The organism is Allobosea thiooxidans (assembly GCF_900168195.1).
GTDB lineage: Bacteria > Pseudomonadota > Alphaproteobacteria > Rhizobiales > Beijerinckiaceae > Allobosea > Allobosea thiooxidans.
In genome coordinates this window covers 101,713-115,727 of sequence record NZ_FUYX01000005.1, presented here as the reverse complement: position 1 = coordinate 115,727, position 14,015 = coordinate 101,713, and the positions used below count along the sequence as shown (strand labels likewise).

Genomic DNA, 14,015 nt, shown 5'->3' with positions numbered 1-14,015 from the left:
CTGGAGGAAGGGTTCAGCCGGCGGCGGCGAGCGCGCGCTGATAGGCGCCGCAGGATTCGCGGATGACGAGGTTGGCGGGGCCGATGAAGCTTTCCGGCTCAATCGCGGGATCGTTGATCTGCTTGAGCAGCAGGGCCGCGGCGCGCTCACCGAGGCCGACGGGATCGACCGCGACGGTGGTTAGCGCCGGCGAGACATGGCGCGCCTCGCTGGTATCGTCGAAGCCGACGACGGCGATGTCGCGTCCGACGACGAGCCCGTGCCGCGCCGCCGCCAGCATCGCGCCGATGGCGACGACGTCGTTGTAGCAGACCACGGCGGTCGGCCGGTCGGCGAGCGAGAGCACGGCGCTCATCGCACCGAAGCCACCGTCACGCGTCGGCATGCTTTCGAGGTTGAGCGCCGGATCGACGGCGCGGCCCGCCGCTTCCATGGCGGCCAGGAAGCCGCCATGGCGCTCCTGCCGGACGACCATCGAATGCATGCCGCCGAGAAAGGCGATGCGTTCATGGCCGAGATTGACGAGGTGGCGGGTGACGCGGCTCGCGCCCGCCAGATTCTCCGGTACGACATGGCTGACATTGACGCCCGGCAGCCGGCGGATCGCCACCAGCAGCGCCGTATCGGCGACCCTGACCCAGTCGAGATGCTCCGGCCGCGTATCCAGCGCCGGGCAGAGGATGATGCCGCCGGCGCCGTGCTCGCGCATCATTCGCATCACCTGTTCCTGCCGCACCACGCTCTCGGCGGTATTGGCCATGAAGGCGACATAGCCTGCCATCTGCAGCACCTTCTCCACGCCGATCGCGAATTCGGCGAAGAACGGATTGGAGAGGTCGTTGAGGACGAGGCCGACGATGCGGGACTGCGCGTTGCGCAGATTGGCGGCACCGCGATTATAGACATAGCCGAGCCGGTCCATGACCTGCAGGACCTGCTGGCGCGTCTCGGGCTTGACGCTGCCGCGCCCGGTCAGGACGAGCGAGACCGTCGATTTCGAGACGCCGGCGGCGTCCGCGATCTCGATGATCGTCACCCTTCCCTTGCTGCCTTTCGGCTGCGGCATCGTTTCGTCCCTGCGGTGGCATGCGCCATTCTTGTCTTGGAACGTTCCATTATCAGCCTTTCGGAAACTGCGCAATCTGCCTCTTTCAAACGATTTTATCGCCTTGTATAAGAGTGAAAGCACGTTTCTGAATTGGAACGTTCCAATAATCGTATCGGAGGAAGCGATGGCCGAGATCACCCTGCCCCGCCTGGACGGCAGCAGCGAACGCTACAGGCTGTCTCCACCGTCGCCTTATCCTCGCACCGCCCCGGCCAATGGCGTCCGCACCGTGTACGCGGCCGCCCATGTCGTCGCCGACCCGCTGAAGCTGCAGGAGCCCTGGCGCGTCCCGGCCGTGGACTGGGATGCCACGCTCGCCTTCCGCCATCATCTCTGGGGCCTCGGCTTCAAGATCGCCGAGGCGATGGACACCTCCCAGCGCGGCATGGGGCTGGATTGGCCGAACGCCGCCGAGCTGATCGCCCGCGTTCTCGCCGAGGCCAAGGCGACGCCGGGCGCCGATCTCGCCTGCGGCGCCGGCACCGACCAACTCGACCCGCAAGCCGCCCACAGCCTAGACGACGTGATCCGCGCCTATGAGGAGCAGATCGGTCATGTCGAGAAGCATGGCGGCAAGATTATCCTGATGGCGAGCCGTGCGCTCTGCCGTGTCGCCAGGGGAGCGGACGACTATCTTGCCGTCTATGGCCGCCTGATCCGCCAGTGCCGCGGCAAGGTGATCCTGCACTGGCTCGGCGAGATGTTCGATCCCGCGCTTGCCGGCTATTGGGGCAGCCGCGACTTCAAGCCGGCCATGGAGACGGTGCTCACCCTGATCCGCGAGCACGCCGACAAGATCGACGGCATCAAGATCTCGCTGCTCGATGCCGGCAAGGAGATCGAGATGCGCCGCCTCCTGCCGGAAGGCGTCGTCATGTACACCGGCGACGACTTCAACTATGCCGAGCTGATCGCCGGTGACGAACAGGGCTTCTCGCACGGGCTGCTCGGCATCTTCGACCCGATCGCTCCGGCCGCTGCGGCCGCCTTCGCGAAGCTGGAGGCGGGCGACCGCGCCGGCTTCCACGCCATCCTCGACCCGACCGTCGCGCTGTCGCGCCGGCTCTTCGAGGCCCCGACCCAGCATTACAAATGCGGCGTCGTCTTCCTCGCCTGGCTCAACGGCTTCCAAAGCCATTTCCGCATGGTCGGCGGCGCCGAATCCGCCCGCGGCATCCTGCACTACGCCGATCTCTTCCGCCTCGCCGACCAGGCCGGTCTCTTCGTCGATCCCGAGCGTGCGGCGCGCCGCATGGCGCATCTCTGCGCCCTCAACGGCATCGCCTAGGCATACCGGGTTTCACGGAACCTCACCGTCATTCCGGGGCAGGCCGCGGGCCTGCCTCGGAACCCAGAGCACACCATTTCCGTCATGGTCGGGCTTGTCCCGACCATCCACGTCTTCATCGATGCCGTGCAGCGTTCAAGACGTGGATGCTCGCCACAAGGGCGAGCATGACGACCGGAGCTGCGTACTGATCATGGGATTCCGGCTTGCCGCTGTGCGGCGCCCCGGAATGACGGCGAGATTTACCGGCCTAGACGCCAACCGACAAGATCGCTTCGGAGGAAGCAAGCCATGCACGCACCCCTGCTCGACGCCGAAATCTACGACCAGATCCGCGAGACCGCCCGGCGCTTCGCCGAGGATGTCGTCAAGCCCGTCGCCGCCGACCTCGACCGCGACGAGACCTATCCCGCCGAGATCTACGCCCGGATGGGCGAGCTCGGCCTGTTCGGCATCACCGTTCCGGAAGAGCATGGCGGCGCCGGCCTCGACGCCTTCGCCTATGCGATCGTGATGGAGGAGCTTTCGCGCGGTTATTCCTCCGTCGCCGATCAGTGCGGCGTCGTCGAGCTGATCGGCACCCTGCTCACCCGCTACGGCACGCCGGAACAGTTGAAGCGCCTGCCCGACATCCTCGCGGCCAGGACCCGCATCGCCTATTGCCTGACCGAGGCCGAGGCTGGCTCCGACCTCTCGAATGTCCGCACCACGGCCCGCGAGACCGCAGACGGCTACGTCATCGACGGCGGCAAGCTCTGGATCCACAACGCCCCGGTCGCCGATCTCGGCTTCGTGCTGGCCTCGACCGATCCGGCCGCCGGCCATCGCGGCATGAGCATCTTCCTGGTCGACCTGAACGCGCCCGGCGTCTCGCGCGGGCCGAAGGAGCACAAGATGGGCCAGCGGGCGAGTCAGGTCGGCGCGCTCAACTTCGACGGCGTCACGGTGCCGCGCGAGGCGCTGCTCGGCCCGAAAGGGCGCGGCTTCCACATCATGATGAGCGTTCTGGAGAAGGGGCGCGTCGGCATCGCCTCGCTGGCGGTCGGCATCGCGCAGGCCGGGCTCGAGGCGGCGCTCGCCTATGCCCGCGACCGGCGCCAGTTCGGCAAGCCGATCCTCGACAACCAGGGCCTGCAATGGATGCTGGCCGACATGGCCAAGGACATCGCCGCGGCCCGCGCCCTCACCGAGCGGGCCGCGCTCCTGATCGACCACGCCAAGCCCGCGACCTCCGCCTCCTCCATGGCGAAATGCTTTGCCAGCGACATGGCCGTGGCGCAGACCGCCAACGCCGTGCAGATCTTCGGCGGCTCCGGCTATATCCGCGGCTTCGAGGTCGAGCGGCTCTATCGCGACGCCAAGATCACCCAGATCTACGAAGGCACCAACCAGATCCAGCGCACCATCATCGCCAAGGAGCTGATCAAGGCAGCATCGTAGTTTCCGCCGGGCTCGCAAACGCCCAGGGGAGCGTCTACGGTGGAGCATGCGCGTCGACGTCCTCGGTTTGCAGGCCTTCATCAGCATCGCGGAACGAGGCAGCTTCCGCGCCGCCGCGTCCCATCTCAACCTGTCGCAGACGGCGCTGAGCCACCGCATCCGCAAGCTTGAGGAATCGCTCGGCACACCCCTCTTCCTGCGAGCCACCCGGCAGGTTTCGCTGACGGCGGCCGGCACGATCTTGCTGCCGCGGGCGCGCCGCATCTTCGAGGATCTCGGCTCGGCCCTGAACGAAGTCAGGGTCGATGTCCGCGAAGGCAACGAGCAGGTCACCGTCGGCGTCCTGCCCACGGTCGCAGCGCATTGCATGCCCTCCGTGATCGCACAGGGAGCGGCGACGATGGTTGGCTCGGCACCGGCGACGATCGCGTTCTCGGCGAGGCCAAGCGGCGGCTGGAGGATGTGGCACAGCGGATCGACGTGAGCTGCGGCGCATCGGCGTCCGAAGCCTGCACAAGCGCCTATGCCTTTTCCGCCGTGACGGCCGACCGTGCCGAAGCAGTGGCCACTGAAGCCGCGTGCTGGCTGAAGCCAGGCCAGATCTTCATCGACCTCAACTCGGCCGCCCCTCCACCAAGCCAAGCGCGGCCAAGGCGATGAAGCTGACGCCGGCTTCGGCGAGCTTCGGCCACGCCGCCGGTGCCCGCCGGCTGACAACGCGCACGGGAAGACGTCTCGTGGCCTCCGAAACCGGATCGGAGGCCACCGGTTTCACGACGGTTGGGCGAGCACCCTCATGCCTCGCGCAGGAACCCGTCCACCGCGGCGCCGAACCGCTCGGCCTGCTCGATATTTGAGATGTGCGCGGCATCGAGCAGGCATTTGCGGGCGCCGGGGATCGCGGCGAGGATCTCCTCACCATCGGCCGGCGTCGTCGCCGGGTCCTTCGTGCCGATGATGACCAGGACTGGATTGCGGACGGCCGTAATCGAGCGGCGCTGATCCATGTCGCGGATCGCCAGGCAGGAGCCCTGATAGCCCGCCGCCGGCGTGTTCAGGATCATGGCGCGCATCCGCTCCATCGTCTGCGGCGCGGCCATACGGAAGGTTTCGGGGAACCAGCGCGTGATCGTGGCCTCGACCAGCGCCTCCATGCCGCCCTTCTCGGCCATCGCGACGCGCCCGTTCCAGAGATCGGCCGGCCCCATATAGGCGGCCGTGTTCGCAAGGACGGCGCGGCCGATCCGCTCCGGCGCATGGGTCAGGAGCCACATCCCGACCATGCCGCCCATCGACAGCCCGCAGAAATGCGCACGCGCGATGCCGAGCGCGTCCAGCACGGCGAGCGCATCCCCGCCCAGCTGGTCCATCGTGTAGGGGCTCGGCGAAACCACGCTGCGGCCATGGCCGCGCTGATCGTAGCGCACCACGCGGAAATGCCGCGACCAGAGCGGGATCTGGTCGTCCCACATCGACTTGTCGGAACTCAGCGAATTGGAAAGCAGGAGCGCTGGCGCTCCCTCCGGCCCGTCGAGACGGACTTCGAACACTTCACCCTTGATGTCGATCTGCATGACGTCTCCCCGATGAGGGATCGATTCTGTCTTGCTTCGGCTGTCCACGGCAATGGCGTTTCGCAACAAACATGCATGCTTGTCTGTTTGTTTCTGTTCGGCTATCGGGATGGCATGCTCAACCGCACAGTGCGACAGCGTCGGACACAAGAGGAGCGCTCGGCTGAAACCCGGGCGCGCCTCATCGACGCGACGCTCGATCTGCTGGTCGACCGCGGCTATGCGCTCGCCACGACGACGGACATCGCCAAGCGGGCCGGCGTCACGCGCGGAGCGTTGAACCACCATTTTTCCAGCAAGGACGATCTCGTCGTCCAGTCGGTCAATCACCTCCTGCGCGAATGGATCGGCGAGATCCGCCAGGTCGCCGAACTCGTCAAGGCCGGGAGCCTGTCGCTTTCCGCGTTCGTCGACCGGATGTGGGAACTGTTCTCCGGCAAGCTTTTCCTGGTCACGCTCGAACATGTGACCGCCGCGCGGCACAATCCCTATCTGCGGGAGCAACTGGTTTCGGTGACGCGCGAGTTCCATGCCGCGCTCGACGGCACCTGGCAGGATTTCTTCGACGGCACCGGCCTGCAGAAGCCCGAGGTGGGAGCCGCCTTCAACGCCACGCTCTGCCTGATGCGCGGCATGAGCCTGCAGACCATCCTGCGCGACGACCCGGCCTATTACGCGCGCCTCCTCGGCTTCTGGAAGACGGTTCTCGCCGGGCATTCCCAGCAGCAGCGGACCGGCGCCAGCGCCATTTCCGATCGGACAGACCAAGGCGGTTCCCAGTGACACAGGCGACGATTTTCGAGAATGCCCGGCTGCTCGACGGCACCAGCGCCGAAGGCGAACACGACCGCTTCGTCTGCGTCGAGGGCGGGCTGATCCGCCAGGTCTCCGACCGTCCGATCGCGGACGGCACCGCGCGCCGCATCGATCTCAAGGGCAAGACGCTGATGCCCGGCCTGATCGACTGCCATGTCCATGTCATCGCCAACTCGGCCAATTTCGGCCAGAACGCACTCCTGCCGGATGCGCTCGTCGCCCTCCAGGCCGTGAAGCTGATGGGCGAGATGCTGCATCGCGGCTTCACCACGGTCCGCGACGTCGGCGGCGCGACCCATGCCCTCGTCGAGGCGCAGGAGCAGGGCCTCTATGTTGGCCCGCGCCTCGTGATCTGCGGCAAGGCTCTGTCCCAGACCGGCGGCCACGCCGATTTCCGCGGCCGCTACGACAATCGCAGGCCCGACTACCAGACCCATCAGCTCGGCTCGCTCGGCCGCGTCTGCGACGGCGTCGATGCCTGCCGCGCCGCCGCGCGCGACGAGATCCGCCAGGGTGCCCAGTTCATCAAGATCATGGCCAATGGCGGCGTCGCCTCGCCGACCGACCCGATCGCCTTCCTCGGCTTCAGCGATGCCGAGATCGCCGCGATCGTCGAGGAGGCGCACAACGCCCAGACCTATGTCTCCGCCCATCTCTACACTGACGAGGGCATCGCCCGCGCCGTGAAGCTCGGAGTGCGTTCGGTCGAGCACGCCAACCTCGTCGAGGCGCCGACCGCCCGCCTGATGCGGGAGCGCGGCGCGATCGCCTGCCCGACGCTGGTGACCTACGAGGCCCTGAACAACGAGGGCGCCTCCTACGGCCTGCCTGCCTCCTCCGTCGCCAAGATCGACGACGTCCGCCTGCGCGGCCTGGAATCGCTCGGCATCCTCAGCGAGGCCGGCGTGACGATGGCCTATGGCACCGACCTGCTCGGCGCCATGCACCGGCATCAGTCGGAGGAGTTCGTCATTCGCGGGCGCATCCTGCCCGCCATCGAGGTCATCCGCTCGGCGACCGTCAACGCGGCCGAGCTGATCGGCATGCCCGGCAAGATCGGCGTCATCAAGCCCGATGCCTATGCCGACTTCATCGTGGTCGACGGCGATCCGCTCGCCGACCTTTCGCTCCTGACGGGACAGGGGCGCCACATGCCGGTCATCATGAAGAACGGCGAATTCATCAAGAACGAACTGAACTAACCAGAAGGGGAACAGGTCATGACCACCAATCGCCGTCAGTTCATCGGCACGCTCGGCGCCGCCTCGGCGCTGATAGCGGCGCCCTCCGTCCTGCGCGCCCAGTCTCAGGGCGTCTTCCGCATCGGCGCGCTCTGCCCGGTGACGGGCGCCGGTGCCCCCTACGGCTCCGGCATGCAGAAGATGATCATCGCCGCCGCCGAGATCGTCAACGCCGCCGGCGGCGCCGCCGGCCGCAAGATCGAGGTCGTTTCGGAGGATACGCAGACCAGCCCGCAGGCCGGCGTCCTCGCCGCCAAGAAGCTGATCGACGTCAACAAGGTCCAGGCCATCCTCGGCACCTGGTCCTCGGGCGTCTCGCTGGCCGTGCTGCCGCTGACCAACGACGCGAACATCATCCTGATGAACACCTCCGGCGCGCCTGCGCTGTCGGTGCCGCCGGCCAACGCCAAGGGGCTGTCCTACCGCTTCCAGGCCACCAATGACCGCTTCGGCCGGGCCTTCGCCGAGATCTGCGTCAAGGAAGGCTTCAAGCGCCCGGCGACCATGGCCTTCAACAACGCTTCCGGGATCGGCAACACCGAGGGCTTCCGCAAGGCCTGGGAAGCCAAGGGCAACAAGGTCGTCGAGAGCGTCGTCTACGAGCCGAACCAGGCGTCGTACCGCTCCGAGCTGCAGAAGGTGCTGGCGGCCAACCCGGACGTAATCGTCACCGGCTCCTATCTCTCCGACACCACGATCATCATGCGCGAGTGGTTCCAGAGCGGCCAGCCGGTCAAGTGGATCATCCCGGGCTGGGCCGCCAATCCGGACCTGGTCAAGGCGACCGGCCCGGAGGTGGTCGAGGGCGTGATCTCGGTCGACTCGATCTCCAACGAGACGGCGCCGTCCTTCAAGGCCTATGCCGATGTCTACCAGAAGGTGACCGGGCAGTCCGGCCAGTCGAACATCTTCAGCGCCATGACCTGGGACATGGTCCATGCGCTGGCGCTGGCGATCGAGGCCGCGGGCTCGACCGAGACGGCGGCGATCAACGCCAAGATCCGCGAGGTCTCCAACCCCGAGGGCACCAAGGTCTACAGCTACGCCGAGGGCAAGGAAGCGCTGAAGAAGGGCAAGATCAACTTCGAGGGCGCTTCCTCCGTGCTGGATTTCGACCAGTACGGCGACGTCTCCCCGTCCTTCGGCGTCTTCTTCATCGAAGGCGGCAAGCTCAACCGGCGCTACGTCGTCAACATCTGACGCATCGCCCCTGCAGGCCCCGCGCCTGCAGGGGTCCCGGCTCCGGCCGCGGCGATGCCCGACCAGGGTTTTCCACCCATGTTCTACGCTCAGCTTTTCGTGAACGGGCTGTTCCAGGGCCTCGTCATCGGCCTGGCGGCGCTCTCGATCACGCTCGTCTTCGGCATCGCGCGCTTTCCCAATGCCGCGACCGGCGATTCCATGACGCTCGGTGCCTATGCGGCGCTGGCGGCCCACAAGGCCAGCGGCTCCTTCATCGTCGCCGGGCTCGGCGCGGCGGGCGCCACCGGCCTCGTCCTGCTCCTCGCCTATTGGAGCGTGTTCCGGAAGCTCGCCAACCGCTCGGTCGTCGCGCTTCTAGTCGCCTCGATCGGCATCGCCTTCGTGCTGCGGGCCGCGCTCGGCGTCGCCTTCGGCCATGGCCAGCAGGTCTTCCAGGTGCCGCTCGCGCGCCCTTATCTGTTCGGTGGCCTGCGCATCCTGCCGCTCGACCTGCAGATGGCTCTGGTCGCGCTGGTCACGCTGATCGCCGTCTTCGGCCTGCTCTACCTCACCGCGATCGGGCGGCAGATGCGGGCTGTGGCTGATAATCGCGATCTCGCCCGCGTCTCCGGCATCCGGCCTGGCCGCGTCATGATCGCGCTCTGGCTGCTCGCCGGCGCCGTCGCCGGCATCGCCGGGATGATGCTCGGCATGAAGACGATCGTGACGCCCGAATTCGGCTGGGAGATGCTGCTGCCTGCCTTCACCGCCGCGATCCTCGGCGGCATCGGCTCGCCGGTCGGCGCCGTGGTCGCCGGGCTCATCCTCGGTGCGATGCAGGAGGTTTCGACCCCCTTCGTCGGCTTCACCTACAAGATCGCGATCGCCTTCGTGATCATGCTCGCCGTCCTGCTGGTCAGGCCGCGCGGATTGTTCGGCCGCGTCGAGGGAGTGCGCTGATGGAAGCCTATCTCGTCGCGATCGGCATCATCGCGCTGATCTATGTGCTGCTCAGCCTCGGGCTGACGCTGCAATACGGCCTCACCGGCCTGATCAATTTCGGCCATGTCGGCTTCTTCGCGATCGGCGCCTATGCCAGCGCGCTGCTCGTGCTGAACGGCGCGCCCTTCATCGTCGGCTTCGCCGCCGCGGCCCTGCTCGCGGGAGTGGCGGCCTGGCCCATCGGCCTGGTCTCGCTGCGCCTGCGGGACGACTACTTCGCCATCGTCACGCTCGGCTTTTCCGAGGTGGTGCGGATCGTGCTCACCAGCGAGCGCTGGCTGACCAACGGCGTGCAGGGCATTCCCGGCATTCCGCGGCTCTATCCGAGTCTCGGCGGCGCAACCGGCCAGATCGCCACCTTCGCCACCATCCTCGCCGTCACCGTGTTCGCCGCCTGGATGATCCGCCGGATCGCGCGCTCACCCTTCGGTCGCATCATCGAGGCGATCCGCGACAACGAGGAGGCCGTGCAGGCGCTCGGCAAGGACCCGCCGCGCTTCAAGATCCAGGTGCTGGTGGTCGGCGCGGCGCTGGCCGGCATCGCCGGCGCCTTCTACGCCCACTACATCACCTACATCGTGCCCGAGCAGTACATCCCGCTCGTCACCTTCTATGTCTGGATGGCGATCATCATGGGCGGCGTCGGCCGCGTCTCCGGCGCCGTCATCGGCTCGGTGATCCTGATGGTCTTCCTCGAAGGCTCGCGCTTCATCCGCGACGTGGTTCCCGGCATTTCCGAGGTCGACATGGCCTCGGTCCGGATCGGCCTCGTCGGCCTGCTGCTGATCCTGTTCATCATCTACCGGCCGCAGGGGCTCATGGGGGATTATACGAAGCGATGAGCCTCGAAATCCGCGACATCACCAAGTCCTTCGGCGGCTTCCGGGCCCTCGACGGCGTGCGCCTCACCATCGAGACCGATGCCCTGTTCGGGATCATCGGGCCGAACGGCGCCGGCAAGTCGACCCTGTTCTCGGTCATCTCCGGCTTCGTCCCGGCCGATTCGGGCGAGATCCGGCTGAACGGCGACCCGATCGACGGTCTCTCCCCGCCGCAGCGCGCCCGCGCCGGGATGGTGCGCACCTTCCAGGTTCCGCGCGAATTCTCGCACCTGACCGTGCGCGAGAACCTGATGGCCTCCGCGCCCGACCAGACCGGCGAGAGCCTGCTCGGCCTCTTCTTCCGCCCCGGCCAGGTCCGCAAGGAGGAAGCCAAGATCGCCGAGACCGTCGAGCGCACCATCGCCTTCCTCAAGCTCGGCAAGGTTGCCGACGTGCCGTCCGGAAAGCTCTCCGGCGGCCAGAAGAAGCTGCTCGAACTCGGCCGCGCGCTGATGGTCGAGCCCAAGCTGATCCTGCTCGACGAGCCCTTCGCGGGCGTCAACCCGGTGTTGATCGGCGAGATCATGGAACGGATCGAGGAATTGAACGCACGCGGCATCGGCTTCGTCATCATCGAGCACGATCTGGAAGCGTTGACCCGGCTCGTGCCGCGGCTCGCCGTGATGGATCGCGGCAAGGTCCTGGCCGAAGGCGCCCCGGCCGCCGTTCTCGAGGATCCCGTGGTGCGTGAGGCTTATCTCGGAGGCGTGTCGTGACGCTGCTCGACATCAAGGACGTCCGCGGCGGCTACGGCGAAGTCGACATCCTCAACGGCATCTCGCTGTCGCTGCAGAAGGGCGAGATCCTCACGGTCGCCGGCACGAACGGCGCCGGCAAGTCGACGCTGGCGAAGGCCATCGTCGGGCTGCTGCCGCGCGTCTCCGGCGGGATCACGTTCGAAGCGCGCGACCTGCTGCCGCTCGCGACCGAGGACCGCATCGCCGCCGGCATCGGCTACGTGCCGCAGGTCGCCAACGTCTTCGGCTCGATGAGTATCCTGGAGAACCTGCAGGTCGTCGTCGGCGTGCGCGACCAGGCGCAGCGCATCCGCGAGCTCTTCGAAGCGTTTCCGCTGCTCGGCGAACGCAAGCGCGCCCGGGCCGGGTCGCTCTCGGGCGGCGAGCGCCAGCAGCTCGCCTTCGCGCGCGCCCTGATGACGCGCCCGCGCCTGATGATCCTCGACGAGCCGACCGCGGCGCTGGCTCCTGCCAAGGTGGCCGAGGCCTTCGCCCTGATCAAACGCCTGCCCGAGCTCGGCGTCTCGGTCCTGGTCGTCGAGCAGCGTGCGCGCCAGTCTCTGGCGATCTCCGACAATGGCTGCATCCTCGACGGCGGCAAGGTCGCGCTCGCGGGCGCTGCCAGGAGTCTGCTCGACGATCCCAAGGCGGCCGAGCTCTATCTCGGCCAGCACTGAAGCGTGGCGCCTAGGCGGGGCCTTGCTCCGGAATGGAGCGGGCCTCGCGAAAGGCGATCTCCGCCCGCAACCCCTGCCCGGACGTGGGCTTGGCGAAGGCGAGCGCGCCGCCCGAGCCCGCAAGCGCCGCCTCGACGATCGCCAGACCGAGCCCGCTTCCCGCCACCTTCGTGCCGCGGCCGCGATAGAAGCGCTGTGTGACCAGCGGGATTTCGTCGGGCGGGATGCCCGGTCCCTCATCCTCCACGGCGATGCCGCCCTGCCCCGCGAGACCCCAGCGCACGAGCCCTCGCGGCGGGCTCTGGCCGCAGGCGTTCTCGTGGAGATTGCGCAGCGCCAGCCGCAGCCGGTCGGGATCGCCCTCGACCACCAGCCGGTCGAGCGCCGGGTCGATCTCGACGGCCTGGTCGCCACGCGTGCGCTCCCGCTCGATCTCGCGCAGCAGCTGCCCGAGATTGACCGGCTCCCGGACCTGCCGGCCCGCGCCTGAATCGAGCCGGGCCAGCGCCAGCAGCTGGCTGACCAGACGCGCCGTCCGGTCGACGCCCTCGATGATCCTGTCGAGGGCCGACAGGCGCATCTCGCGGTCATCCGCCGCCTTGGCGATCTGAGCCTGGGTGCGGATTCCGGCGAGCGGCGTGCGTAGCTCATGCGCCGCGAAGGCGGTGATCTCCCTCTCGTGCCGCCTTGCCGCCTCGAGCCGGCGGAAGAGGCCGTTGAGCGCTTCCATGACCGGCCGGATCTCATCCGCCACCCGCGCCTGCACCGGCCTGAGATCATCCGCCGCGCGCCGCTTCAGATCGGAGGCGATCTGCTTCAGCGGCGCGAGCCCCCTGCCGACGCTGAGCCAGATCAGCCAGGCGAAGAACGGCAGCATCAGCACGGCGGGCGCCACCAGCCCGAGAACCAGATCCTGGACCAGCCGCTCGCGCAGGCCGAGCCGGTCGCCCACCAGCACGCGTACGCCCTTCGCCGGGTCCTCGATGGCATAGACGCGCCAGGGCTCGCCATTGATGACGCTGTCGGAAAAGCCCGTGCCACGCTCCGTCAGTCGCTCGGCCGGAGCCTCGGTCGAGGCGGCGACGAGGCGCCCCCCGAGCGACCAGATCTGACAGGACAGCTGGCGCTCATAGCCCGCGCCGTCGCCCCCGGTCGATGGCGAGGCGGCGATCGCGGCCTGCGCCGACCCGCCATCGTCACGGACGAGCGAGGCCACCATGCGTGCCGCCTCCTGAAGGCGCGTATCGAGGACATGTTCCAGCTCGCGCTTCGTCCCGAGATAGATCCAGCCGGTCGCCACCAGCCAGATCGCACTGGTCGCTGCGACCAGGATGACGAACAGGCGTGCGCGCAGCGAGGTCACGGCGCCGCCCTCAGGCGATAGCCGAGGCCGCGCACGGTCTCGATCAGCTCTCGGCCGAGCTTCTGGCGCAGATTATGGACATGGACCTCGATCGCGTTGCTCTCGACGTCCTCCTGCCAGCCATAGAGCCGCTCCTCGAGCTCGGTCCGCGAACGGATGACGCCGGGCCGCTCGGCCAGCGCCCGCAGGATGGCGAATTCGCGCCGCGTCACCTCAACCACCACACCCTCGCGCGACACGCCGTGGCGCGCCGGGTCGAGGAGGAGGCCGGCCGCCGCGATCATGGCCGAGGCCCGGCCTTCCCCGCGCCGCCCGATCGCGCGCAGCCTCGCCGCAAGCTCGTCGAGGTCGAAGGGCTTGCCGAGATAGTCGTCCGCGCCGCGGTCCAGCCCCGCCACCCGGTCCCGCGTATCGTCGAGAGCCGTCAGGAGCAGGACCGGCCTCTGCTCACCGCCTGCCCGCAGGCTCTCGAGCAGATCGAGGCCCGAGCCGTCGGGCAGCATGATGTCGAGCACGATGGCATCGAAGACCCCGGCGGCCAGCGCGTGCCGTCCATCCGCGCAGGAGCCGACCACCTCGGCGCTGATGCCGTGGAGCCTCAGCCCGACGGAGAGCCCGTCGGCCAGGATGGGGTCGTCTTCGACGATCAATACGCGCATTTCCGTTCCTCGGCGCCGAGCATCCTGCCGCAGCTTAAGGCTGGCTT

14 protein-coding genes are annotated in these 14,015 nt (G+C 67.9%); 10 read left to right on the top strand and 4 right to left on the bottom strand.

The window, feature by feature from the left end; all coding sequences use genetic code 11:
- Positions 1-13: 13 nt before the first annotated feature.
- Positions 14-1,066 (bottom strand): LacI family DNA-binding transcriptional regulator, encoded by a 1,053-nt coding sequence (locus B5Y19_RS11035; RefSeq protein ID WP_055729603.1) that lies wholly within the window; start codon positions 1,064-1,066, stop codon positions 14-16.
- A gap of 166 nt (positions 1,067-1,232) precedes the next feature.
- Between B5Y19_RS11035 and B5Y19_RS11030 the strand changes: the two genes are divergently transcribed.
- The 3 genes from B5Y19_RS11030 (at position 1,233) to B5Y19_RS11020 (ending at position 4,320) form a co-directional block, all read left to right on the top strand.
- Positions 1,233-2,396, top strand: coding sequence for a dihydrodipicolinate synthase family protein (locus B5Y19_RS11030; RefSeq protein WP_055729604.1), 1,164 nt, complete (start codon positions 1,233-1,235; stop codon positions 2,394-2,396).
- 291 nt (positions 2,397-2,687) lie between these two features.
- A complete protein-coding gene (locus tag B5Y19_RS11025) occupies positions 2,688-3,836 on the top strand; it encodes an acyl-CoA dehydrogenase family protein (RefSeq protein ID WP_055729605.1) in 1,149 nt (382 codons plus the stop codon).
- A gap of 46 nt (positions 3,837-3,882) precedes the next feature.
- The gene (locus B5Y19_RS11020; protein ID WP_079591478.1) at positions 3,883-4,320 is read left to right on the top strand and encodes a LysR family transcriptional regulator; all 438 of its coding nucleotides are present in this window, start codon (positions 3,883-3,885) and stop codon (positions 4,318-4,320) included.
- Between the two features lie 310 nt (positions 4,321-4,630).
- Here the strand turns inward: B5Y19_RS11020 and pcaD are convergent, their stop codons facing one another.
- A complete protein-coding gene (pcaD, locus tag B5Y19_RS11015) occupies positions 4,631-5,410 on the bottom strand; it encodes a 3-oxoadipate enol-lactonase (RefSeq protein WP_055729607.1) in 780 nt (259 codons plus the stop codon).
- Between the two features lie 114 nt (positions 5,411-5,524).
- Between pcaD and B5Y19_RS11010 the strand changes: the two genes are divergently transcribed.
- From B5Y19_RS11010 to B5Y19_RS10980, 7 genes are all read left to right on the top strand, one after another.
- On the top strand, positions 5,525-6,193 hold the full coding sequence (locus B5Y19_RS11010; RefSeq protein WP_079591535.1) for a TetR/AcrR family transcriptional regulator: 669 nt from the start codon (positions 5,525-5,527) through the stop codon (positions 6,191-6,193).
- Entirely contained in the window at positions 6,190-7,428 is a 1,239-nt protein-coding gene (locus B5Y19_RS11005; protein WP_055729608.1) for a metal-dependent hydrolase family protein, read from the top strand. Before B5Y19_RS11010 ends, B5Y19_RS11005 begins: the two co-directional genes overlap by 4 nt.
- Before the next feature lie 18 nt (positions 7,429-7,446).
- The gene (locus B5Y19_RS11000) at positions 7,447-8,667 is read left to right on the top strand and encodes an ABC transporter substrate-binding protein (protein WP_055729609.1); all 1,221 of its coding nucleotides are present in this window, start codon (positions 7,447-7,449) and stop codon (positions 8,665-8,667) included.
- A gap of 78 nt (positions 8,668-8,745) precedes the next feature.
- Entirely contained in the window at positions 8,746-9,609 is an 864-nt protein-coding gene (locus B5Y19_RS10995) for a branched-chain amino acid ABC transporter permease (protein WP_079591477.1), read from the top strand.
- Complete coding sequence (locus B5Y19_RS10990; protein ID WP_055729611.1) at positions 9,609-10,493, top strand: branched-chain amino acid ABC transporter permease; 885 nt, start codon at positions 9,609-9,611, stop codon at positions 10,491-10,493. The genes B5Y19_RS10995 and B5Y19_RS10990 overlap by 1 nt, the downstream gene beginning before the upstream one ends.
- Positions 10,490-11,248 (top strand): ABC transporter ATP-binding protein, encoded by a 759-nt coding sequence (locus B5Y19_RS10985; RefSeq protein ID WP_055729612.1) that lies wholly within the window; start codon positions 10,490-10,492, stop codon positions 11,246-11,248. Before B5Y19_RS10990 ends, B5Y19_RS10985 begins: the two co-directional genes overlap by 4 nt.
- Positions 11,245-11,946, top strand: coding sequence for an ABC transporter ATP-binding protein (locus B5Y19_RS10980; RefSeq protein ID WP_055729613.1), 702 nt, complete (start codon positions 11,245-11,247; stop codon positions 11,944-11,946). The genes B5Y19_RS10985 and B5Y19_RS10980 overlap by 4 nt, the downstream gene beginning before the upstream one ends.
- 10 nt (positions 11,947-11,956) lie before the next feature.
- Here the strand turns inward: B5Y19_RS10980 and B5Y19_RS10975 are convergent, their stop codons facing one another.
- A complete protein-coding gene (locus tag B5Y19_RS10975) occupies positions 11,957-13,309 on the bottom strand; it encodes a sensor histidine kinase N-terminal domain-containing protein (protein WP_055729614.1) in 1,353 nt (450 codons plus the stop codon).
- Positions 13,306-13,968 carry a response regulator gene (locus B5Y19_RS10970; RefSeq protein ID WP_055729615.1) on the bottom strand — a complete coding sequence of 221 codons (663 nt, stop codon included), beginning with the start codon at positions 13,966-13,968 and terminating at the stop codon, positions 13,306-13,308. Before B5Y19_RS10970 ends, B5Y19_RS10975 begins: the two co-directional genes overlap by 4 nt.
- Positions 13,969-14,015 lie beyond the last annotated feature (47 nt).

Bases quoted from the DNA above. Each gene is read 5' to 3' on its own strand.
- B5Y19_RS11035 (WP_055729603.1), bottom strand. From the start codon at position 1,066: ATGCCGCAGCCGAAAGGCAGCAAGGGAAGGGTGACGATCATCGAGATC.
- B5Y19_RS11030 (WP_055729604.1), top strand. From the start codon at position 1,233: ATGGCCGAGATCACCCTGCCCCGCCTGGACGGCAGCAGCGAACGCTAC.
- B5Y19_RS11025 (WP_055729605.1), top strand. From the start codon at position 2,688: ATGCACGCACCCCTGCTCGACGCCGAAATCTACGACCAGATCCGCGAG.
- B5Y19_RS11020 (WP_079591478.1), top strand. From the start codon at position 3,883: ATGCGCGTCGACGTCCTCGGTTTGCAGGCCTTCATCAGCATCGCGGAA.
- pcaD (WP_055729607.1), bottom strand. From the start codon at position 5,410: ATGCAGATCGACATCAAGGGTGAAGTGTTCGAAGTCCGTCTCGACGGG.
- B5Y19_RS11010 (WP_079591535.1), top strand. From the start codon at position 5,525: ATGCTCAACCGCACAGTGCGACAGCGTCGGACACAAGAGGAGCGCTCG.
- B5Y19_RS11000 (WP_055729609.1), top strand. From the start codon at position 7,447: ATGACCACCAATCGCCGTCAGTTCATCGGCACGCTCGGCGCCGCCTCG.
- B5Y19_RS10995 (WP_079591477.1), top strand. From the start codon at position 8,746: ATGTTCTACGCTCAGCTTTTCGTGAACGGGCTGTTCCAGGGCCTCGTC.
- B5Y19_RS10990 (WP_055729611.1), top strand. From the start codon at position 9,609: ATGGAAGCCTATCTCGTCGCGATCGGCATCATCGCGCTGATCTATGTG.
- B5Y19_RS10985 (WP_055729612.1), top strand. From the start codon at position 10,490: ATGAGCCTCGAAATCCGCGACATCACCAAGTCCTTCGGCGGCTTCCGG.
- B5Y19_RS10970 (WP_055729615.1), bottom strand. From the start codon at position 13,968: ATGCGCGTATTGATCGTCGAAGACGACCCCATCCTGGCCGACGGGCTC.